This window comes from Dyella silvae (assembly GCF_026421305.1).
Classification (GTDB): Bacteria; Pseudomonadota; Gammaproteobacteria; order Xanthomonadales; family Rhodanobacteraceae; genus Dyella; species Dyella silvae.
In genome coordinates this window covers 855867-876021 of the sequence record NZ_JAPJBQ010000002.1, presented here as the reverse complement: position 1 = coordinate 876021, position 20155 = coordinate 855867, and the positions used below count along the sequence as shown (strand labels likewise).

Below are 20155 nucleotides of genomic sequence, written 5' to 3'. Positions count from 1 at the left end.
CGATGGGTATTCTTGATTTCCTGAAGCGCAAACCGGAACCCACCGCTTCCGTCGCCAAGGAGCGTCTTCGCATCATTGTGGCCCAGGAGCGCTCCACCCGTGGTGCGCCCGACTACCTCCCACTGCTGCGCAACGAACTGCTCGAAGTGATCAAGAAATACGTCCACGTCGACCTCGACGCCATCAACATCAACGTCGAGCGCGACAGCGGACACGAAATCCTCGAGCTTTCGGTGGCGCTGCCCGAACACGCAGAAGCCAAGCCGGGCTGATGCCGTGGCACGGAGTTTTCCGTGCCACGCTTCGCCAGCCTCGTCGCCGCCTGCGCGCGGCGACTCTCATCATTATGTCTTCACCGTCCACTACTCCTTCTCCTGAAGCCAGCGTCATGCGCGTCGGCCAGATCGGCTTTGCCGCGCCTGCAGCGCTGCTCGCGCGTTACGGGCTAAGCCTGGAACGGGTCGAATCCGGCACGCCTATTCCTGGCAGCTTCTGGGGCGACGATGAAGCCGGCATTATCGGCACCACGGTGTACGCACGTGACGACACGCCCGTGCATTCACTGCTGCACGAAGCGGGGCATCTCATTGTGCTTCCGCCGGAACGTCGCGCCTTTGTGCACACCGACGCTACCGATTCCATCGATGAAGAAGACGCTACCTGCTACCTGCAGATCGTCCTTGCCGATGAGTTCCCTGGCGTTGGGCGGGATCGGCTGATGCTGGATATGGACGCATGGGGATATACGTACCGGCTCGGTTCAACGCGGGCGTGGTTTGAGCAGGATGCAGCCAATGCGTTGCGGTGGCTGATCGAGCGCGGGCTGCTCGGTCGAGATGGACGTCCGATTTTTGGCTGAAAAGACCATCCGACGTGGTGCGCTTTAAGTCATATCCGCCGTGGATGCTTGCCTCACAGCCTCAGCCCGTCATCCCAGCGAAGGCTGGGATCCAGTGCCTTTGCTCTTAAGCTCTGGATGTGGCGCTTCCGCCAGCGTGCCGCCTACGCAGCGGGCGTTTCGACCTCCTGCCGGAGGCCGAGTCACTTTTCTTTTGCTGGCCCAAAAGAAAAGTAACCCAAAGAAAATGGCCTGAAAGGCTCGTAGCGTCGTGTTTAATACGAGCCTTGGGGCTCGAGGTAATCGGCACCTATCGATCCATCCGACACGCGGTACGGCTACACCGCAACGCGCCAATACGGAGAGGGCTTAAAGCGCCCCAGACGAGCGGCAGCGCGGGTTGCTCCTGTCGTGCATCCATCTCACACCGAAACAACAATCCTTGGCGCATTGTGTAGTCGTTCCCAAGGAGGCCGGTATGAGGCAATGGCTTGGGTCGATGGCAAGGGTTCTGCTGATCACCCTGCTTGCCGCAACCGCAGCGGCCCAACCGGCTGCTGAAGGGCCGACGCGCGCCAACGGATTTGTGGCGCGCATCGATCTCAATGGGCCCATCGGGCCAGCCGCGGCCGAATACGTCGACGACACCCTGCAACGCGCATCCCGTGATGGCGCCGTCGCTATCGTGGTGCAGTTGGACACGCCGGGCGGGCTCTCCGATTCGATGCGGCAGATCATCGCCAGCCTGCTTGCCGCCAAGCAACCGGTAATGGGTTACGTCGCGCCGAGCGGCGCGCGAGCGGCGTCAGCGGGCACTTATATCCTCTATGCCTGCCAGATCGCTGCGATGGCGCCAGCCACCCATCTCGGTGCCGCTACACCGGTGCCGTTAGGCGGGGAAAGTCCGCTGCCCGTGGGTAATGTGCCCTCGCCTGCAGGCACCGCCGCCAAGCCTCCCACGGATGCCGAAGCCAACAAGGTGCTCAACGACGCCATCGCGTCGATCCGCTCGCTCGCACAGCTCAATGGGCGCAATGCGGACTGGGCCGAACAGGCCGTACGCGGGGCCGCCACGCTGACGGCGGAGGAAGCGCTGAAACAACATGTGATCGACCTGATCGCCAACGACACCACGGCACTGCTCGCGCAAGCCGATGGCCGACATGTGCGCGTCGGGAGTAACGATGTCACGCTGCATGTCGCCGGCCTGTCCGTTCGCGACTACGCGCCAAACTGGCGCACGCGTTTTCTCGGCATCATTACCCACCCCACCATCGCCTACATGCTGCTGCTCGCCGGCATGTATGGCCTGATCATCGAAGCATTTCATCCTGGCGCGTTGCTACCGGGTGTCGCTGGCGCGATCTGCCTGCTGATTGGCCTGTATGCACTGCAGCTTTTGCCGGTGAACTATGCAGGCCTCGCCTTGATGGTACTTGGCATTGGTCTGATGCTTACCGAAGCGCTGATGCCATCGGTCGGTGCCATTGGCATCGGTGGCGTGATCGCTTTTGTCATTGGCTCGATCATGCTGTTCAGCAGCGGTGTGCCGGGCTATGCAGTGAATCTCGGCGTGATTGGCGGCATCGCCTGTTCCGCCATGGTTTTGCTTGCGCTGTTGCTCCGACTCGTGGCGCGATCGCGACGGGCCCGCGTGTTCAATGGCGACTCCCAGATGATGCTGGCCACCGGTGAGCTGCTACAAGCGGTGCCGGCGGGCGGCGAAGGCTGGGCGCGCATCAGCGGTGAACAATGGCGCGTGCATTGCGAGTCGGCGCTGCCTGCCGGTGCGCGCGTGCGTGTGGTGGGACGTGATGGCTTACTGCTGCGAGTCACGCCAGCCGGATAGCAAAGGAGAACCGTATGTTTGGCTTCTTCGGTGTCATTGTGGTGTGGGTAGCCGCACTGCTGTTTCTTTCGATCAAAGTACTGCCGGAATACCAGCGCGGCGTGGTGCTGACACTCGGCCGCTATACGGGCACCAAAGGACCGGGCCTGGTCATTCTGATACCCATCGTGCAACGGATGATGCGCGTCGATTTGCGCGTGGCCGTGATGGATGTGCCGCCGCAAGACGTTATCTCGCGCGATAACGTTTCCGTACGCGTCAATGCGGTGGTGTATTTCCGGGTGGTAGAGCCCGACAAGGCGATGCTGCAGGTGGCCGATTTCTATCAGGCGACCAGTCAGCTCGCACAGACGCGTTTGCGCTCCGTGCTGGGTCAGCACGAACTGGACGACATCCTTTCCCAGCGCGATTCCATCAATCGTAGCTTGCAGCAGATTCTCGACGAAGCCACGGACCCATGGGGCATCAAGGTCAGCAATGTCGAGATCAAGGACGTGGACCTCAACGAAACCATGGTGCGTGCCATCGCTCGCCAGGCCGAAGCGGAGCGTGAGCGCCGAGCCAAGGTGATCCATGCCGATGGCGAACTGCAGGCCGCCGAAAAGTTGCGCGACGCCGCCCAGCTGCTTGCACAGCAACCGCAGTCGCTGCAGCTTCGCTATATGCAGACCATGGCTGACATGGCCAACAGCGGCAAGGCGAGCACCATCGTATTTCCGCTGCCGCTGGATCTGATAAGGCCGCTGATCGACAAATTGAGCTGAGCCTCTCCCTACCCTGCGGGAGCGAACTTGTGCGCGGCCGCTACGCTAGGGTGTGCCTCGTACGCCGGTCTTCGCGATGGATTCGTTGCATCTTTGCAGCGCTTCGTGAGCGTGTCGTCTCCAATCGCGCACAAGGGCGCTCCTACAGAGGGAAAACGGCGTGGCGTGGGGCTGCCTGTACAATAGCGGGCCATTCGCCACGCAAACCGCCATGTCCTCCACTCCCACTCACGTCAGCCTGGCCATCATCGGTGGCGGCCCTGCCGGGCTGATGGCGGCTGAAACGGCGCGTGCTGCGGGCATCGACGTGGACGTTTTTGAGGCCAAGGGTTCGGTCGGCCGGAAATTCCTGATCGCCGGCAAAGGTGGCATGAACCTCACTCATGGCGAACCCAAGCCGGATTTCGTGCAGCGCTATGGGGCGCGTGCGAAAGAAGTCGGCGCCTGGCTCGACGACTTCGACGCTGACGCACTGCGCGCATGGGCGCGCGACCTTGGCGTGGAAACCTTTGTGGGCACCTCGGGCCGCGTGTTTCCCAGCGATCTGAAGGCGGCGCCGCTGTTGCGCGGCTGGGTGCATCGCCTACGCGAAAGCGGCGTGCGTTTCCACGTGCATCATCGCTGGGTGGGTTGGAGCGAGGACGGCACGCTGCGCATGGCCACCCCCGAGGGTGAACGCGCCATTCGCGCGGATGCGACGGTGCTGGCGCTTGGCGGCGGCAGCTGGCCGCAACTGGGCTCCGATGGCGCCTGGCAGCCCTGGCTGATGGCGCAAGGGGTAGACATAACGCCATTGGTTCCGTCCAACTGCGGGTTCGATATCGGCTGGAGCGAGCATCTCGCCAACCGATTCGCGGGAGCGCCACTCAAGCCGGTGGTGATCCACTTGCGTGACGCTATGGGCCGCGAGCACGCGCGCCAGGGCGAGTGCGTCATCACCGCCACAGGCATCGAAGGCAGCCTGATCTACGCTTTCTCCGGTGCCATGCGCGACGCCATCGCCGCGCATGGCACCACCACCATCGAACTCGATCTGGCACCCGACCGTACGCTGGAGCGTTTGCGCTCCGACCTGGCCCGACCGCATGGCAGCCGTTCGATGAGCGAGCACCTGCGGCGCCAGACCGGTCTCACCGGGGTGAAGGCCGCCCTGTTGCACGAGGTGCTCGACAAGGCCCAGTTCCACGATGTCGAAACCCTGGCCCGTACCATCAAGCACCTGCCGCTCCGGTTGCAGCGGGCTCGACCCATCGAAGAAGCCATCAGCAGCGCCGGCGGCGTGCGCCTGCAGGCGCTGGACGAACGCCTGATGCTTTCCGCCCTGCCCGGCGTGTTCTGCGCTGGCGAAATGCTGGACTGGGAAGCGCCGACGGGCGGCTACCTGCTCACCGCCTGCTTTGCCAGCGGGCGCCGCGCCGGCCTCGGCGCCGTCAGCTACCTGCACCCGCCATCGCAAGATTGAGCGCACCGTCGCAAGGCGGACGCCCGGCGCTACATGTTTCCCATACCGTGCCGATACAGCGGCGGAGCGGGGGCGTGAGCGAGGGAGCAGGCAACACGATGATGGGCAACTGGTGGCGATTCTTCGCACGAGACAGCGCGGCAACCACGTCGGCGCAGCGCCCGTCCGTGCCCCGGCAAGAAGTACCGATGGCCATCACGCCGCCGGCCGGCGTGGTGTCGGGCGACGACATCGCCCAGTGCTTCTTCCGCTTCATCCTCAATCAGCCGGTCAACGCCGGCGACAGCGCCCATGTCGCGCGCGAGCAGGCCATCCTCCAGCGGCTGAGGGACCTGTGCGACAGCGGCCGCTTCGACGTACGAAGCCTGCCGCGCATGCCTTCGGTGTTGCCGCAGCTGATGCGGGCCATGAAGAGCGACAACCTCAACGGCGCGCAACTGGCTAACCTGATCCGCCGCGACCCGGTGCTGGTCGGCGAAGTCATGCGGGTGACCGGCAGCGTCACCTACCGCACCGCACATCCGGTGGGCAGCCTGCAGCATGCGGTGGTGCTGCTCGGCCAGATCGGCTTGCGCCACGTGGTCTCTGTCTATGTGATGAAACCCATCCTGATGGCCAGCGCCGGCGCCAACGGCCAGGTGGTGGGGCAGCGGCTATGGGACCACGCAGAACGGTGTGCCCATGCCGCCGTATTCCTCAGCAAGGGCCAGTGCGACCCGTTCGAAGCCAATCTGGCGGCCCTGGTCTGCTACAGCGGCCTGGGTGCCGTGGCGCGGCTGCTCGACAAGGAAATAGGTACCACCCTGCCCGCCTGCTCGCCCGCCTTCATCGAGGGCTGCGCAAAACTCGCCGCACAGCTCAGCGTCGAGGCGGGGCGGCATTGGGATCTGCCACCTGCCGTACAGGACGCACTGCTGGAACACGCAGAACATGGCGACGCCGCTCTCGCCTTGCCCATGAGCCGCGTGCTGCATGCGGCCCAGCGGCTTGCGATGTGCCAGGTGCTGACGGAACAGGGCGTGCTCCATAGCGATGCCGGCTATGCCGATGACCCTGTCGCGCAGTTTCCGGCGCAGTTGCTCGCGCGCTGCCAGCAAGAGCTGCGGCAGAGTTTTGCCACCGCCGCGCTCTGAAGCAAACGCCTCCTCACCCCGTTACTTCGCTGCGATCCGTTCCCTCACTTCGGCCACGGTGGCGAACGACCTGCAACGCGCCTCGTGATCGAACACATTGGCGGTGACCATCAGCTCATCAGGGCGATGACGCGCCACGAATGCCTCAATACCTTCCTGCACCGTGTTCGCATCGCCCACGACAGCACACGCCAAAGCACGCTCGACACCGAATTTTTCCGTAGGCGTCCAGTAACTTTCGATATCGTCGATGGGCGGCGGAATCAGGCCGGGCATGCCACGCCGCAAATTGATGAAACTCTGCTGCTGCGTGGTGAACAAACGCTTCGCTTCGGTATCGCTGCCGGCGGCCACCACGTTGATGCCCAGCATGGCGTAGGGCGACGACAAACGACGCGATGGACGGAAATCGCGCCGGTACAGCGCCAACGCCTCGTCCATGGCATCCGGCGCAAAGTGCGAAGCGAATGCGAACGGCAAGCCCATCGCCGCTGCCAGTCGTGCGCTGAACAGGCTGGAGCCCAGCAACCACACCGGCACCTCGATACCTGCGCCGGGCACCGCACGCACTGGCTGATCGTTGGTGGCCGGCTCGAAATAAGCCAAGAGTTCCGTAACGTCCTGCGGGAACGCTTCCGCACTGTCGAAGTAACGGCGTAACGCACGTGCCGTGGGGTGATCCGTGCCCGGGGCGCGCCCCAACCCAAGATCGATGCGCCCCGGATACAGCGACGCCAGCGTGCCGAACTGCTCAGCCACCTGCAGCGGCGCATGGTTGGGCAGCATGATGCCGCCGGCGCCCACGCGAATCGTCGACGTACCGCCGGCCACGTGGCCGATCAGTACCGCGGTGGCCGCGCTGGCGATGCCCGGCATATTGTGGTGCTCCGCCAGCCAATAGCGCGTATAGCCGAGCTTTTCGGCGCGCCGCGCCAGATCCAGCGTGTTGGCGAATGCCTGGGTGATGGTGCTGCCCTGGGTCACGGGCGCCAGATCGAGTACAGAAAAGGGAATCATGTGACTTCCTCGACGGGGAAATCTTCACGTGGGGGCGGGGTTCCGAAATGCCAGCCCTCGCCCCAACGTGCCTTCTCACCGCCCCTATCGCGGGGATGACGGTTGGACTGGGTATTGATGTGAATACCTATCGCCCATTCAAGCCAGAAAGATCACACGGGTATGGACGTCCAAATAGCCTGGCACCCGACAAAGAATGATTCGCACACCCCACAGCGACCTGACCAGCATAGAATGGTGCACACGCCCTCCCTGCGTTCGCGGCTCAACGTCCCGCCACGATAAGCCCATGACCAAGACCAAGCTCTCCCCCTCCGTGCTGGCGGCGCTGCTTGCGGCCGCGCTGTTTGGTGCCAGCACGCCATTTGCTAAGCAACTGGTCGGCAATACGTCGCCGTTTCTGCTCGCCGGGCTGCTCTATCTAGGTAGCGGCGTGGGGCTGAATCTGGTGCGTGTCATCCGTGACAGAGCCATACGACTGCCGGCACTGCCGGCGAACGAATGGTGGTGGTGGCTGGGTGCGGTGGTATTTGGCGGCGTGCTTGGCCCACTACTGCTCATGGTGGGACTGGCGCAGACCACTGCGGCCACCGCTTCCATGCTGCTCAATCTCGAAGCGGTGCTCACCGCCGTGCTGGCCTGGGTGGTGTTCAAGGAGAATGCGGATCGACGTATCGTGGCTGGCATGCTGCTCATCGTGGCCGGTGGCGTGCTGCTCTCGTGGTCAGGCGCGCAGGGCGGCGCGGGCACGTGGGTCGGCCCGCTGGCCATCGCGGGTGCCTGCCTGTGCTGGGCCATCGACAACAACCTCACCCGCAACGTATCGGCGCAGGACGCGCTCTTTCTCGCCGGCAGCAAGGGCCTGGTCGCCGGCGTCATCAATACCGTGCTTGGACTGGCGATAGGCGCCGCAATGCCTGCGTGGACGCAGATCGCACCCGCCATGCTGATCGGCTTCCTCGGCTACGGGGTCAGCCTGGTGTTGTTTGTGCTGGCCTTGCGCGGCCTTGGCACTGCCCGAACCGGCGCGTATTTCTCCACTGCGCCATTCATCGGCGCTGCGCTGGCCATTCTGCTGTTCGGCGAACACGCCTCGCTCGCCTTCTGGTTGTCGGCTGCGGTGATGGGCCTTGGTGTATGGCTGCATCTCACCGAACGGCACGAGCATGAGCACACGCACGAGGCAATGCTCCACTCGCATCGCCACGTACACGATGAGCATCATCAGCACGATCACGACTTCGAATGGGACGGTACGGAACCGCACACGCACCCGCATCGCCACGAACCGATCACGCACACGCACCCGCACTATCCGGACATCCATCATCGTCATGGGCATGCTTGAGCAATCGTTGTAGTGGGTGAAAATTCGGGCACAAAAAAACGGCGGCCTCATCGAAGCCGCCGTTTCTGTTTGCAGCACAAGCTTTGGCTTAGCGCACGATGCCGGTGTGACCCAGCGAGTAGCGGCCCGGCTGCGGCCACACGGCCAGACCGTGCGGCTCCTGACCCACCTTGACGAAGTGCACTGCACCCGTAGTGGTGTCGAAGGCGTAGACCACATCGTCGAAGCGGCCGGACAGCCACAGTGTCTTGCCGTCGGCGCTCACGTTACCCATGTCCGGGCTGCCGCCGCCGGGCACCGGCCAGTTGGCCACGACCTTCTGCGTCGCAAAGTCGATCACCGACACGCTGCCCTTGCCCTTCGGCGCGCCATGCACCTTGTTGGAGCCGCGGTTGGCCACGTAGAGCTTGGTGCCGTCGCGGCTCGGGTACAGGCCATGCGTGCCCACACCGGTCTTGACGAAACCGACCTCCTTGAAGCTATCGCCATCCACCAGGTACACACCGTCGGCCATCATGTCGGCGACGAAGAACGTCTTGCCTTCGGGCGACACGCGGATGTCCTGCGGCATGCCCTTCTTGGACAGGTCGAGGTAGCCGAGCACCTTGCGGTTCACCATATCGATCTTCACCAGCTTGCCGGTGAATTCGCAGGTGAAGATGGCGTACTTGCCGTCGATGGAGAAGTCGGCGTGGTTGATGCCCTTGCACTCGGGCGCCTGGAGGCTCGAGTGCGGCGCCATGGTGTGCGCATCGCGGAAGTCCAGACGCGCAAACGCCTCGGCGACCACGATGGCTTCTTTGCCGTCCGGCGTGAAGTACATGTTGTACGGGTCGTCGACCGGCACGTTCGCACCGGCCTTGCCGGTACGCGCGTCGATCGGCGTCAGGCTGCCGGTCTTCTTGCGCTCGGCGTTGTTGGTCACCCACAGCGTGCGCATGTCCCACGACGGCACCACATGCTGGGGACCTTCGCCCACCTTGATCTTGTCCACCACCTTGTAGGTGGCCGGGTCGATCACGTAGACGTCGTTTGAACGCAGGTTGGGCACGTAGATGCGCGCAGGGTCTTTCGCCACTTCGGCGCTGAAGTGATTGACGCCCACTTCGCTGTACATGTTCGCGGGGTTGGTCACCGGCGGCATGCCGGGAACGGTGGTGACCGACGATGCCGCCAATGCGTTGCCGCCCACGCAAGCCGCGGCGAGCGCGAACGGGGCGAGACGGAACAGGCGGGAGAAGCGCTTGGTTTTAGCAATAGCCATGGGCAGACAACTTATGGGTGGAAGTCCAGGGGGACCCCGAGTGGGGCATCAGCGGCCCTGAGTATCTTTCTTCAGGGCGTCAACGGTATGTAACACAATAGCATCGATACCCATTTGACCGAGTTCAGCCGAGGCGCGGCGCGGGTCGCCGCCGTATACGCCATCGGCCTGCCCCAGCCTGGGACCGTGCTGCAATGAGTCGAGCCGCACCATTTGCGGCGCCACCGCCAGTTGCAGCGAGGTATCGGCCAGCCCGGCGTGGGTGCCGATCTCGTCATCCTTGAAGCCCTTCTGGCGCAATTGCTGCGCGAAGCCTTCGGACGAACTGGCGTAGTACTCGGGCGGCACAATGGCCTTGGCTTTGCCAGCCCATGCTTTGTTCAAGCGCGCCGCTACCTGCTCGAGATCTTTCTGATAGCCACCGTGATCGCCCAGGAACACGATGTTGCGGAAACCATGGACGGCGAAGCTCTGCGCCGCCGATTCCAGCATCTGCTCGAACACCGCGTCAGGCAGGGTGATGGTGCCGGGGAAACGCATGTGCGACGTCGGGGGCGCGGTGCCGCCCTCGGGCACATAGGCCACCACGGGGGCCACCAGCGCCGTGCCCAGTCGCTCGGCGATCTTCTGCGAGAGATAAGCCACGCGCGCATTGTGCTTGCCCACGGCGATGCCCGGGCCGCTCTGCTCGGTGCCGCCGATGGGAATGATGATGGTGGTTTTGCCGGCCTGCACCTGATCGCGGATTTCGGTCCAGGTGAGGTTTTCCAGGAGCACGGTGCGCGGCGCTTGCGCAAGGACAGCGGTGTGAGCGCTTAGCAGCACCAGTCCGCACAGCAGGGCTCGCAACGACGGGAAAGACATGGGTTCGTCCTGAAAAACCAGGCGCCGATTGTAAAACCCTCTCCTGTGCAAGCACACCCTGCGCGCGCCTGTCAGGCCACGATGCTGCCTTGCCATTCAGTTTTCACCGTGCGCGACAACCGGCTGACGAGGGATGTCGTTAATCCGCGATCGCGCACAGGGTGCGCTTCCACAAGGGACGATGTGCGCGGTTACGTGGGTGATTCGCCCGGATGCCGCTCTTTCCAAGCCGCCAGCTCTTCGCGGTAGCGCCCCATGGCTTCGTCGTAGAGATCGAAGATGCACGGCACGCAGCCCTGACCGCAACAGTCTTCGTCGTCGGGGCGTTGCGGTGGCGTCGGCGGCGGATCGTTGGAGGGCGCAGTTGCGCCCTCCACTACTTGAGGATGTTGTGTATCAGTCAAACCATTAACCAGGCTTACGGAAACGATAGACGAACTGGTCGGTATGACCACGAATCGACTTGTCGAATACCTTGATGTTGTGGGGATCGGCCGGATTGCGCAGCACGTCGCTCTCGCCATCGAACACGAAGCCCACCGATTCTACCTGCTTCTTCACAATGGCCGGGTCGATGCGATGCAGCGTGTCGGTATCACGCATGCCCGAGCCCGCTTCCGCCGCATGATCGATCACCACGAACAGGCCGCCCGGCTTGAGCGAGTCGAACACCTGCTTATCGAAGGCCACCGGATCGACCTTGCCCATGAACTTGTCGGGGTAGTCGTGGTAGTTCTGCGAGGTGAACACCAGATCCACCTTCTCCGGCGTCTTGAACGTCGCCGCGGGGCCCATCAAAACTCCCACGTTGGCGTAGTGCGGCTGGGCTACCAGCGCCTTGGACGCCTGCACATCCGTTTTCGATTCCTTCGCATATTCGTTGGGCCACACCGCATACACGTGCCCCTTGGGGCCCACCACAGCGCTGAACACGCGGGTGAAGTAGCCACTGCCGGGAATCAGATCCACCACGGCCTGGCCTGGCTTCACCTGAGCAAACGTCATCAGTTCGCCAACCTTGCGGCGCTCGTCGTCGGCGGTGTCGTCCTTACGGGCAGGGTCGTTGATGGCCGCGGTGACATACGCGGGAATGTCCGATGGCGCGGGCGGCGTCGCCAGCGCCGAGGTGACAGGGAAAGCAAGGGCTACCAGCACTGCAAGAACGGTCGGACGCATAACGAACTCCGTGATCAGAGGTGGGGGCGCCATTCTGCGCCCCCACAGGATAAACCGCATCAGGAGTTCCGGCACATCACGGAAGCGTGAACTGGCTCGCGGGCCGACTTACTTCGCCGGCGCCGGACCCGCCAGCGTCTTCAGCAAGACGTACCAGTAAGCCACGTCGTCATAGAACCCTTTGACTGGAACGCGCTCGTTGAGGCCGTGCGCAAAGTCATCGCTGTTCTTCATGAACATGCCGTTCACGCCATACGTGGGAATACCGGCGGCACGGAAATAGAGTCCATCCGTCGCACCCGACTCCTGCTCGGGCGTGATCGCCACGCCCGGCCGAATCGAATGCACCGCCTTGGTCACTGCCGCCATCACGTCAGGGCGCAACGGGGAGGCATCGCTGGCGATGGCTTTGCCAACCAGCATCACCTCCACCTTCGGGCCCACCGCATCCTGCAACGACTTGCGCACGGTATCGATGGCAACGCCCGGGAAAACGCGACAGTTGATGGTGGCCGTGGCCGACTGCGGCAACGCGTTGTCGGCGTGACCACCACGCAACAACGTCGCCACGCATGTGGTGCGCGTCTTGCCCACTTCGGACGGCTCGGCGGCGAGCACGCCAGCCGCCTCAGCGTCATGTGGATCTTTGGCGAACGCGCGCATGGCTTCGCCCACCTTGTCCTGTCGCTTCTCGCCCAGCGCCTTGAACGAGGCGATGGTGGTGTCGTTCCACATCACCGGGAACTGATAGGCCTGCACCTTCTTCAATGCATCGGCCAGCTCGTAGATGGCGTTATCGGCCCGCGGCAGCGAGCTGTGGCCGCCGGGGTTGCGCGTAGTCAATTCGAAGCTGGCATAAGCCTTCTCCGCCGTCTGCACGCCAAACACCAGTGGCTTGCCTGCCTCGCTCAATTCGCCGCCACCGGCGTCGGTATTGAGCGCGTACTCCACATCCACCAGGTCGCGATGGTTCTTGACCAGATCTTCCATCGTGTCCTGCGAGGTTTCCTCGTCGCCGGTGTAGACAATGATGAGATCGCGCGTGGGTACGAAACCTTCCTTCTTCAGCCGTATAAAGTTGGCGGCCAGCACCGTGACGCCACTCTTGATGTCTTCCGTGCCGCGCCCGTAGAAATAACCGTTCTCCTCGATCAGCTTGAACGGATCGCGCTGCCAGTCCTCCGGCTTGGCCGTCACCACGTCCATATGCGCCATCAGCGCAATCGGCTTGCCTCCGGTGCCATTGCCGCGATAGCGCACCACCATCGCCGCCGTTTCGCCATGCGGCACAATGTGAATGTCTTCATCCGGAAAGCCCGCCGCGCGGAACTGATCGGCCAGGTACCTGGCCATGACCGGTACCTGCCCCTGCCCGATTTCGGTCTTGAACGCGATCAAGTGGCTGAAAATATCGCGAGCCTGCGCTTGATGAGCATCCAGCGAGGCAGCCGTGGCGGGAAGCGCCACCGCGAAGGTCAGCAACGAAGCACACAGGGGTTTGAACATGTAACGTCTCGGCGGCGTCGGAAGGAGCCGTGAGTATGTCCTTATACCGGCCACCATGGCACCACCCACTTCAAGATATTTCTTGCGAGGTGGACGGCCATACGGCCAGGCACGGCAGGTCAGGCCGGCGCAAAACGCCATGCGTCGAGCATGCGATAGTCACCGCCGCCCACCACGCTATGCAGCAATGCAAAACCATCTACCCGCCACGTGATGGGTTCGACGGCCATCTCCTGCGGCGGTGCACCACGGCTATAGGCAAACGTGACGTGCGGCGTAAAGGTGCGGGAGAGATGCACGCCCTGCCCGGCCAGCGCCAACGCCTGCCGCAAGTCCTGCCACAGGCCGGTCAGTTCCGCCGGCACCTGCGAGCAACGCAATACGCAGGGCGGCTCGCGGCCATGAAAACCCGAAGCGCTGTCCAGCACCAGATCGAACGGCGCGCAACGGACTTTGCGAGCCGCGCCGACAGCCGCCTGCACGATGTCGTTGCGCAGCATCGGGTGGTCGCCAAGAAAATGCAGTGTGGCGTGATAGCGCGACGGGCGAATCATGCGTGCACGCAGATGCTGCGCCACCGCTACGCCGGCGGCCACCGTTTCGATCTGCCGCCGCACGGGTTCGCCCGGCAGCAAGGCGAAAAACAACCGATGGATCTCGGCAGGCGCGCCCGACCCGCCTCCCAGCAAGTCAGGTTGTATATCGGGCGACGGGGAACGACGGAAACTCATGCACGACATATCGAAGGAAAGGCGTTAGAGCCTACCGCAAATGCCTCTTGAGGTATCCGCATGAACCACATGGCGCCTTTATCGTATTCACCGTCGCGCCACCATGCATTCCGCAAGCGCGCACCGCGTGTTGCATTGGCAGGAGGGATTCATGAAAATCCGCAGCGTCTTCAGCACCAACGACCTCGATTCCGCGCGTGCAGCCATGGACGCTGCGCTGCAAGCAGGCATCCCCGACGACGACATCGCCCTGGTCGCCCGGGAGGACATCGAGCATGACCAGATTCCTGATCACTTGATGACGGGTTGCACCGATTTCTATCCGGCTGCCGTGCGCGGCATGGCCTGCGCTGGCGGCACCGGCGTGGTGCTGGGACTAGTCGCCGCCGCCATTCCACCGCTGGGCGTCACCCTGACAGGCGCGGGCGCGATGGCGCTGGCCGCAGCAGCCATCGGAGGCTGGACTGGCGCGCTGGTCGGCTCCGAAGTGCCTGATGTGGTCCATCGCCGCTTCAAGGGCGAGATCGATTCCGGCCATATTCTGGTGGTCATCGATGGCGATCGCGAGCTCTTGTCTATCGCCGAGCCCGCCATCGAAGAGGCCGGCGCGATACACCTGCCCTTCCGCGCGCATACGATGCTGACGTAATCGTGTTGAAAGGCCGTCCGGCTTAACGCAATACCGCTCGCGCACTTAGTGGTAGACGATGGTGACTGTGTAAAGGGCCAAACTGGCTGCGTGTATCGTAAGTTGCGTAATGCAGCTGCGTTATCGCCATCGGCATGGCAGGTGCGTCGATGCCGCCAAGCCTCTCCCGAATCACTTGCGCATCGACCCTGCGGCGATACAAACCCAGCGTGATGTGGGGGATGTAGGCCGATGGGCGCACCTCCTCACTGGCTTGTCCCAACAGCCGCCGCCAATGCGCCAGCCTGCCTTGCGGATCGCCGACGGGAATGAACGCTGCACTGGCAAAACTGTCTGGTGACGCCAACGGCAACGAACAGGGCGCACCGGTGCCGCTCTTCAGCAACGCAAGCTGTTGCTGCAATCGCTCCGGGGGAAAATCATCGTCAGCCACACGTTGCGGTTCGTGAAAGCCGCAAACGAACACCGTAAGATGCGGTTGCCTCTGCCCATCAGGATGAAGCAGATCCGCCAGTTGCCGGCGCACGTCGCCGATATAGCTCAGCAGAGCCGCATCATCGACCGGCACCATCCACACACCATAGCGCTCGCGCCCCCGATGCCATTCGGGATAATCGCGAAGCTCTGCTACCAGTGTTTCGGCAGGGCCAGCATGCAGGTCTGAAAAGCGCATGCCTGCGATGGTACCGGCACCGGCGGTCCATCGGCGATCCATGTGATAACGATCGTCACCTTGGTTGCATTAAGGTGTGGCCGCCCCACCCCACGGAGAGCATGGATGAAACCCAAGCATGTCGCCATTATCGGCGGCGGTGTTGCCGGGCTTGCTGCCGGCATTCGGCTGATCAGCCAGGGCGTGCGAGTAAGCCTGTTTGAAACCCGCGATACGTTAGGCGGCTGCTGTTCCACCACCCTGATCGATGGATACCGCTTCAACAACGGCGCCATGTTTCTCGCCGTTCCCGAGCTGCTGGACCATGCCTTTGCGCGTCTGGGTATCGACCGCGCCACGACGTTGCCGCTACGCCGCATTGCGACACCACAGGCCTCGCTGTTGCCGGACGATACGCTGATCACGCTCCGTGATCGCCATCATGTGCGCATCGAAGGCAAGAACGGCGAAGCACGCACGGCGACACTGCAAGATGAAATCGAACGATGCGTCAATCGGTGGAATCCGCTGCTCAACATCTTCGCGAATGATCTGCTCACGCAACCGATGTCGCTTTCGCGTGTTCTGATCAAGGCGTGGCGCCATTTGCCCAAGCTGCATGGCACGCTGGCCACTGAGCTCCGCCGCAGTTTCAGCGATCCACAAGCGCGCGCCGCGCTCGCCGCCGTGACGCTGTATACCGGCCTGCCCGCCGAGCGCACGCCGATCTTCCTGATCATCGGCCTGGTGTCGATGCTGCAGGATGGGCTGCACCTGCCAGTGGGTGGCATGGGCGCGATCAGCGACGTGCTGGAGAGCACGTTCCGACGCCTCGGCGGCGAAGTTCGCACAGGCGCAGGGGTATCGCGTATTCGCATCGACGGCGGGCGTGTGCGGGGGTTGTCGCTCAATAGTGGCGAAGTCATCGCGGCCGACGCGGTGATCTCCACCGCCAGCGGCATGACCACCTTCACGCAGCTGGTGGATCCCTCGCTCGTTCCCGGCACCTTGCAGCGACGCGTGCAGCGTGCACCGCTATCGCAGCGCACGCTCGGCATACAGCTCGGCTTGCGCAATCGCGTGCTGCCGCCGGCGCACTCGGTCAATCACATCCCCATGATGGAAGAGCAGCAGCTGTTTCTTACCTCGCAACCGCAAGGCGTCCACTGGTTCAACTACACCGTGCCCACCCTGCCTATGCCTGAACTGGCGCCGCCGGGCGGCAGCATCGTGGAGATGTTCGCCGCCGTGGATGAGAACATGCCCATGGAGGCCTGGACCGAACAGGCTACCTCCGACCTGGCAGACGCCAGCATTGCCGCACTGGGCAGGCACCAGCCACTGGATATCGCCACCACGCGACTGATCAGCCCGCGTGACTACGCCAACGAGTGGCATCTTTACCGAGGCGCTGTTTACGGCCTTTCGCCCGCTGCCCGGCCAGATCAACAGTTTCCGCACCGAACGCCGATCGAAGGCCTGTACCTGGCGGGGCAAACCACCTACCCCGGTTTTGGCGTCTCCACGTCCATGTTTTCCGGCGTGTTCGCCGCCGACGCGATGATGAACGCCTGACACCCTGCGGGAAGTCATGTCGCCTGCGGCCATGCCTGCCATTAGAGTGGCGCGGCCGAGTTCCTCCCTGCTGGACCACTGCGTACCTTCGGAGAACGTCATGTCTGGATCGCGTCACCCTGCTCTGGCCGCCACGCTCTGGGGCGGCCTTGTCGCCGGTACGTTGGATATCGGCGCGGCTTCGCTTATCAGCGGCTACAGCCCGGTGGTCATTCTCAAATACGTCGCCGGTGGCGTACTTGGCAAAGCATCGCTGGCCGGCGGCTTTTCCAATGCCGCGCTCGGCATGCTGCTGCAATGGATTATGTCGCTCATCATTGCAGCCGTGTTTGTGCTGATCACGCGCCGCCACATCGCGGCCAACCGGCGTTGGCCGGTTTGGGGTGTGGCTTATGGCGTCGTGGTGTTCTTCGTCATGAACTATGTGGTGGTGCCGCTTTCCGCGTTGCATGCCACCCCGCATTTCAGCGTCTTCAGCTTTGTCGCCAACCTGGCGGCCATGTTGCTGTTCGGCTGGATTGTGGCTTTTTTCGCCAAGTCGAAGCTGGCAGCCGCCACACGCTAAACTTCAGGCGAGTGCACCACCCATCGCGTACCCATGACTGTCGGCGAAAAACCCACCACACAACCAAATACCTGGTGGCTGTACTTGATCGAGTGCAAAGACGGCTCCTACTACGCCGGCATCACCAACGATCTTGAAGCACGTTATGAAGCGCACGTGGCTGGCAAAGGCGCGCGCTACACACGATCCCATCCGCCTTTGCGCATGATCGGCGCCCGGCCTTATGCCGACCGGGCCGCCGCTTCGCGTGCGGAATGGGAAATCAAGCAGCTGCCGAAGCAGCGCAAGATCGGGTTTCTCAAAGGCGACTAGGCGAAACAGCCCTCTACCTTTGCCGTCATCCCAGCGAAAGCTGGGATGACGATCATGACGGTTGACTAGTCCTTCAGCCGTATCACGACGCCTTCTTCAGCAACGCCGTCAACCGATCGAGCTGCGTGCTGTAACCGTCCAGTGTCTTTGCAGTTACCTGCGCATACCGGTTGGCTTCATCCCAGCGACGGGCTTCCAGCGCTTCGCGCACACCGGGCACCGTCTTCACGCCGTAACCGGTCAACATGCCGGGCGCATAGATCATGTGCTGGAACCACGGACGCTCTGGCAAGCCCGAGCGGTCGGACAGCGACTGCTCCATCTGGGCCATCAGCGCGTTCAGTTGCTGCTGCTGCGAAGCGGAGAAATGGAAGCCTGCCGCTGCACGCTCGTTGTAGGCCGCCTCGTAGGCCTGCGCGCTCTGCTTGAGCCGCTTTGCTGCATCATCCAGCGGGGCGAGCTTGATCTCCTGCATGTCGGAGTCGCGAGCCGGTGGTGCCATCGGCCGGGCCGGATCGGACACGAGCGCGTAAGCATGCTGATCCAGCAAGCGATGCTGCTTGTCGGTGGCCTCGCGGGTGTCGTCTACCAGCTTGTGCAGCTGATCGACATAGCGGCCCATGGTGTCGCTGAAATCGCTGAAGCGCATCGGCAGCACGTTCGCTTCGGCCGTGCGCAACACGATATGGCCGGCCACCTTTGAAAGCGTGACGCCATAGTCGAACGTCGGATCGCCAAAACGGGCGTAGTGATCGAACGAGTCGTAGCGCGAGTGATAGATGCCGTCGCTCTCGTCCTCGCCACCGAAGCCGAGATTGAGCGAGGCAATACCCAGGTGCTCAAGGAATGCGCTGTAGTCGGAGCCGGATCCCAATGCATCGATCGGCACGTCGCCACCTTCAGCGGCGAGTTTGGCGAACTCCTTCGCTTCGTCCTTAGCGCCCTTCGCATTACCCTCCACCAGGATGTGGGCACGCAGGCGCTCTAGCACGCTCACTTTCGTCTCGGGATCAGTCACACCTTCCGCCACCTGGTTCACCAGGTGCTGCAACGAATGACTGCCGCCGGCATCGAGGAAGCCGCGGCCGTTGGTGTCGGAGTTGAGATAAAGCACGGCTTTTTTCTTCAACTCGTCCGCATGCGTTTCGGCCCATTCCGTGGAACCGAGCAGACCCGCCTCTTCACCATCCCAGCTGGCGTAGACCAGCGTGCGCTGCGGACGCCATCCCTGCTTGTAGAGCGTGCCGATGGCCTTGGCTTCAGCCATCAGCGCAACGTTGCCGGAAAGCGGATCCCACGCACCGAACACCCAGCCGTCGTGATGATTGCCGCGCACGATCCACTGATCGGGCTCAGCCGATCCCTTGAGCACGGCAATGACGTCGTACACCGGCTTCTGTCCCCAGTCGGACTGCACGGTGAGGTGCACGGGCGCACTGCTCGGCCCCACGTGATAGGTCAGCGGCAGCGCACCACGCCAGCCGGAGGGCGCGACCGGGCCGGTCAGCGATTGCAACAGCGGCGTCGCGTCCGCGTAGGAAATCGGCAGCACCGGAATCTTCAGGATGGTTTTCGCATCCTTCAGGGCAAGACGTTTGGCATTGGGGGTGGAACCCACGCCTGGCGTCAGCGGATCACCGGGGTACTGCTGCATGTCGGCCACCGAGCCGCGCTGCACACCGTCTTCGGGACGCCAGCCGCCTTGCGGGTACGTGTCACCCTCGCCGTAGCCGTCATCGCGCGGGTCGGAGTAGATCAGGCAACCTATCGCGCCATGTTGCTGAGCCAGCTTGGGCTTCAGCCCACGCCAGCCAGCGCCATAACGGGCGATGACGATCTTGCCGCGCACATCGATACCGCGCCGTTCGAGCTCTTTGTAGTCGTCCGGCATGCCGTAATTCACGTAGACCAGCGGCGCCGTGACGTCGCCGTCGCCGCCATACACGTTGTACGGCGGCAACACGCCGTCGCGGATGCCGGAGGTGCTGTCGCCCTTCACTTGCGGTTCGTGCAGCTTGGCGGTGTACGGATGCGGGCCCGTCAGCTCCAGCCCGATTTTTTTCGGGGTGGGATACAGCACATTGAACGTCTCGATATGCGCATCCCAACCCCATTCCTTGAATTTGGCGAGCATGAACTCCGCATTGGCCTTATTGTGCGGCGCGCCCACCTGGTTGGGGCCGGACGACATTTGCTTCAGCCACTCGCGCTGATCGGCGGGATCAAGCAGTGCATCAAAGCGCTGTTCAAGGCTCTGTTGTGCGGCGGCGCCATCGGCGCTGAAACCGAGCATGCTGTGATTGCTCTGGCCGTTGTCGGCCGCAGCCATAGCGGAGCCCATCGAAGCAAGCAGGCAAGCCGCCAGCAGCGGACGAATCGTCAATCGGGTCATGCGGTTTCTCTCCCCAAAATGGTCATGCCATGTGGTGCTGCCAATGAGAGCCCGTCTC

At 63.1% G+C, this 20155-nt stretch carries 20 protein-coding genes; 11 read left to right on the top strand and 9 right to left on the bottom strand.

Going from position 1 to position 20155, the window contains the following annotated elements; all coding sequences use genetic code 11:
* Positions 1–2 precede the first annotated feature (2 nt).
* From minE to OQE56_RS08185, 6 genes are all read left to right on the top strand, one after another.
* Positions 3–272, top strand: coding sequence for a cell division topological specificity factor MinE (gene minE, locus OQE56_RS08210; protein ID WP_267223291.1), 270 nt, complete (start codon positions 3–5; stop codon positions 270–272).
* A 74-nt stretch (positions 273–346) separates the two neighbouring features.
* A complete protein-coding gene (locus OQE56_RS08205; protein WP_267223289.1) occupies positions 347–859 on the top strand; it encodes a hypothetical protein in 513 nt (170 codons plus the stop codon).
* Positions 860–1316: 457 nt separating this feature from the next.
* The gene (locus OQE56_RS08200; protein ID WP_267223287.1) at positions 1317–2687 is read left to right on the top strand and encodes an NfeD family protein; all 1371 of its coding nucleotides are present in this window, start codon (positions 1317–1319) and stop codon (positions 2685–2687) included.
* Positions 2688–2701: 14 nt separating this feature from the next.
* Positions 2702–3451: a slipin family protein gene (locus OQE56_RS08195; protein WP_267223285.1), complete on the top strand. Its 750-nt coding sequence runs from the start codon at positions 2702–2704 to the stop codon at positions 3449–3451.
* Between the two features lie 211 nt (positions 3452–3662).
* Positions 3663–4913, top strand: coding sequence for a TIGR03862 family flavoprotein (locus OQE56_RS08190; RefSeq protein ID WP_267223283.1), 1251 nt, complete (start codon positions 3663–3665; stop codon positions 4911–4913).
* A 74-nt stretch (positions 4914–4987) separates the two neighbouring features.
* Entirely contained in the window at positions 4988–6046 is a 1059-nt protein-coding gene (locus tag OQE56_RS08185; protein WP_267223281.1) for an HDOD domain-containing protein, read from the top strand.
* A 21-nt stretch (positions 6047–6067) separates the two neighbouring features.
* Here the strand turns inward: OQE56_RS08185 and OQE56_RS08180 are convergent, their stop codons facing one another.
* Positions 6068–7063: an LLM class flavin-dependent oxidoreductase gene (locus tag OQE56_RS08180; RefSeq protein WP_267223279.1), complete on the bottom strand. Its 996-nt coding sequence runs from the start codon at positions 7061–7063 to the stop codon at positions 6068–6070.
* A gap of 289 nt (positions 7064–7352) precedes the next feature.
* Here OQE56_RS08180 and OQE56_RS08175 point away from each other — a divergent pair, with 289 nt between their 5' ends.
* On the top strand, positions 7353–8411 hold the full coding sequence (locus tag OQE56_RS08175) for a DMT family transporter (RefSeq protein ID WP_267223277.1): 1059 nt from the start codon (positions 7353–7355) through the stop codon (positions 8409–8411).
* 88 nt (positions 8412–8499) lie between these two features.
* Here OQE56_RS08175 and OQE56_RS08170 read toward each other — a convergent pair whose 3' ends face one another.
* The 6 genes from OQE56_RS08170 to thpR all read right to left on the bottom strand — a co-directional run bounded on the left by OQE56_RS08170 (position 8500) and on the right by thpR (position 13952).
* Positions 8500–9675 (bottom strand): YncE family protein, encoded by a 1176-nt coding sequence (locus OQE56_RS08170; protein WP_267223275.1) that lies wholly within the window; start codon positions 9673–9675, stop codon positions 8500–8502.
* Positions 9676–9723: 48 nt separating this feature from the next.
* Complete coding sequence (locus tag OQE56_RS08165; protein ID WP_267223273.1) at positions 9724–10539, bottom strand: creatininase family protein; 816 nt, start codon at positions 10537–10539, stop codon at positions 9724–9726.
* Between the two features lie 191 nt (positions 10540–10730).
* Positions 10731–10943 (bottom strand): oxidoreductase-like domain-containing protein, encoded by a 213-nt coding sequence (locus OQE56_RS08160; protein ID WP_267223272.1) that lies wholly within the window; start codon positions 10941–10943, stop codon positions 10731–10733.
* 4 nt (positions 10944–10947) lie between these two features.
* A complete protein-coding gene (locus OQE56_RS08155; RefSeq protein WP_267223270.1) occupies positions 10948–11715 on the bottom strand; it encodes a class I SAM-dependent methyltransferase in 768 nt (255 codons plus the stop codon).
* A 108-nt stretch (positions 11716–11823) separates the two neighbouring features.
* Entirely contained in the window at positions 11824–13221 is a 1398-nt protein-coding gene (locus OQE56_RS08150; RefSeq protein WP_267223268.1) for a M20/M25/M40 family metallo-hydrolase, read from the bottom strand.
* 119 nt (positions 13222–13340) lie between these two features.
* Positions 13341–13952 (bottom strand): RNA 2',3'-cyclic phosphodiesterase, encoded by a 612-nt coding sequence (thpR, locus tag OQE56_RS08145; RefSeq protein ID WP_267223266.1) that lies wholly within the window; start codon positions 13950–13952, stop codon positions 13341–13343.
* A gap of 151 nt (positions 13953–14103) precedes the next feature.
* Between thpR and OQE56_RS08140 the strand changes: the two genes are divergently transcribed.
* Positions 14104–14601 carry a hypothetical protein gene (locus OQE56_RS08140; RefSeq protein ID WP_267223264.1) on the top strand — a complete coding sequence of 166 codons (498 nt, stop codon included), beginning with the start codon at positions 14104–14106 and terminating at the stop codon, positions 14599–14601.
* A 22-nt stretch (positions 14602–14623) separates the two neighbouring features.
* Here the strand turns inward: OQE56_RS08140 and OQE56_RS08135 are convergent, their stop codons facing one another.
* Positions 14624–15316, bottom strand: a complete 693-nt coding sequence (locus OQE56_RS08135) for a 2'-5' RNA ligase family protein (RefSeq protein WP_267223261.1) — start codon at positions 15314–15316, stop codon at positions 14624–14626.
* A gap of 63 nt (positions 15317–15379) precedes the next feature.
* Here OQE56_RS08135 and OQE56_RS08130 point away from each other — a divergent pair, with 63 nt between their 5' ends.
* The 3 genes from OQE56_RS08130 to OQE56_RS08120 all read left to right on the top strand — a co-directional run bounded on the left by OQE56_RS08130 (position 15380) and on the right by OQE56_RS08120 (position 17705).
* Positions 15380–16828: a phytoene desaturase family protein gene (locus OQE56_RS08130; RefSeq protein ID WP_267223259.1), complete on the top strand. Its 1449-nt coding sequence runs from the start codon at positions 15380–15382 to the stop codon at positions 16826–16828.
* A gap of 100 nt (positions 16829–16928) precedes the next feature.
* On the top strand, positions 16929–17393 hold the full coding sequence (locus OQE56_RS08125) for a hypothetical protein (protein ID WP_267223256.1): 465 nt from the start codon (positions 16929–16931) through the stop codon (positions 17391–17393).
* A gap of 33 nt (positions 17394–17426) precedes the next feature.
* Positions 17427–17705 carry a GIY-YIG nuclease family protein gene (locus OQE56_RS08120; protein ID WP_267223254.1) on the top strand — a complete coding sequence of 93 codons (279 nt, stop codon included), beginning with the start codon at positions 17427–17429 and terminating at the stop codon, positions 17703–17705.
* Positions 17706–17787: 82 nt separating this feature from the next.
* Here the strand turns inward: OQE56_RS08120 and OQE56_RS08115 are convergent, their stop codons facing one another.
* Positions 17788–20097 (bottom strand): transferrin receptor-like dimerization domain-containing protein, encoded by a 2310-nt coding sequence (locus OQE56_RS08115; protein ID WP_267223252.1) that lies wholly within the window; start codon positions 20095–20097, stop codon positions 17788–17790.
* Positions 20098–20155: the final 58 nt, after the last annotated feature.

Coding starts and splice junctions, on each gene's coding strand:
- minE (WP_267223291.1), top strand. CDS start 3: ATGGGTATTCTTGATTTCCTGAAGCGCAAACCGGAACCCACCGCTTCC.
- OQE56_RS08205 (WP_267223289.1), top strand. CDS start 347: ATGTCTTCACCGTCCACTACTCCTTCTCCTGAAGCCAGCGTCATGCGC.
- OQE56_RS08200 (WP_267223287.1), top strand. CDS start 1,317: ATGAGGCAATGGCTTGGGTCGATGGCAAGGGTTCTGCTGATCACCCTG.
- OQE56_RS08195 (WP_267223285.1), top strand. CDS start 2,702: ATGTTTGGCTTCTTCGGTGTCATTGTGGTGTGGGTAGCCGCACTGCTG.
- OQE56_RS08190 (WP_267223283.1), top strand. CDS start 3,663: ATGTCCTCCACTCCCACTCACGTCAGCCTGGCCATCATCGGTGGCGGC.
- OQE56_RS08180 (WP_267223279.1), bottom strand. CDS start 7,063: ATGATTCCCTTTTCTGTACTCGATCTGGCGCCCGTGACCCAGGGCAGC.
- OQE56_RS08175 (WP_267223277.1), top strand. CDS start 7,353: ATGACCAAGACCAAGCTCTCCCCCTCCGTGCTGGCGGCGCTGCTTGCG.
- OQE56_RS08170 (WP_267223275.1), bottom strand. CDS start 9,675: ATGGCTATTGCTAAAACCAAGCGCTTCTCCCGCCTGTTCCGTCTCGCC.
- OQE56_RS08165 (WP_267223273.1), bottom strand. CDS start 10,539: ATGTCTTTCCCGTCGTTGCGAGCCCTGCTGTGCGGACTGGTGCTGCTA.
- OQE56_RS08155 (WP_267223270.1), bottom strand. CDS start 11,715: ATGCGTCCGACCGTTCTTGCAGTGCTGGTAGCCCTTGCTTTCCCTGTC.
- OQE56_RS08150 (WP_267223268.1), bottom strand. CDS start 13,221: ATGTTCAAACCCCTGTGTGCTTCGTTGCTGACCTTCGCGGTGGCGCTT.
- thpR (WP_267223266.1), bottom strand. CDS start 13,952: ATGAGTTTCCGTCGTTCCCCGTCGCCCGATATACAACCTGACTTGCTG.
- OQE56_RS08140 (WP_267223264.1), top strand. CDS start 14,104: ATGAAAATCCGCAGCGTCTTCAGCACCAACGACCTCGATTCCGCGCGT.
- OQE56_RS08135 (WP_267223261.1), bottom strand. CDS start 15,316: ATGGATCGCCGATGGACCGCCGGTGCCGGTACCATCGCAGGCATGCGC.
- OQE56_RS08130 (WP_267223259.1), top strand. CDS start 15,380: ATGAAACCCAAGCATGTCGCCATTATCGGCGGCGGTGTTGCCGGGCTT.
- OQE56_RS08125 (WP_267223256.1), top strand. CDS start 16,929: ATGTCTGGATCGCGTCACCCTGCTCTGGCCGCCACGCTCTGGGGCGGC.
- OQE56_RS08120 (WP_267223254.1), top strand. CDS start 17,427: ATGACTGTCGGCGAAAAACCCACCACACAACCAAATACCTGGTGGCTG.
- OQE56_RS08115 (WP_267223252.1), bottom strand. CDS start 20,097: ATGACCCGATTGACGATTCGTCCGCTGCTGGCGGCTTGCCTGCTTGCT.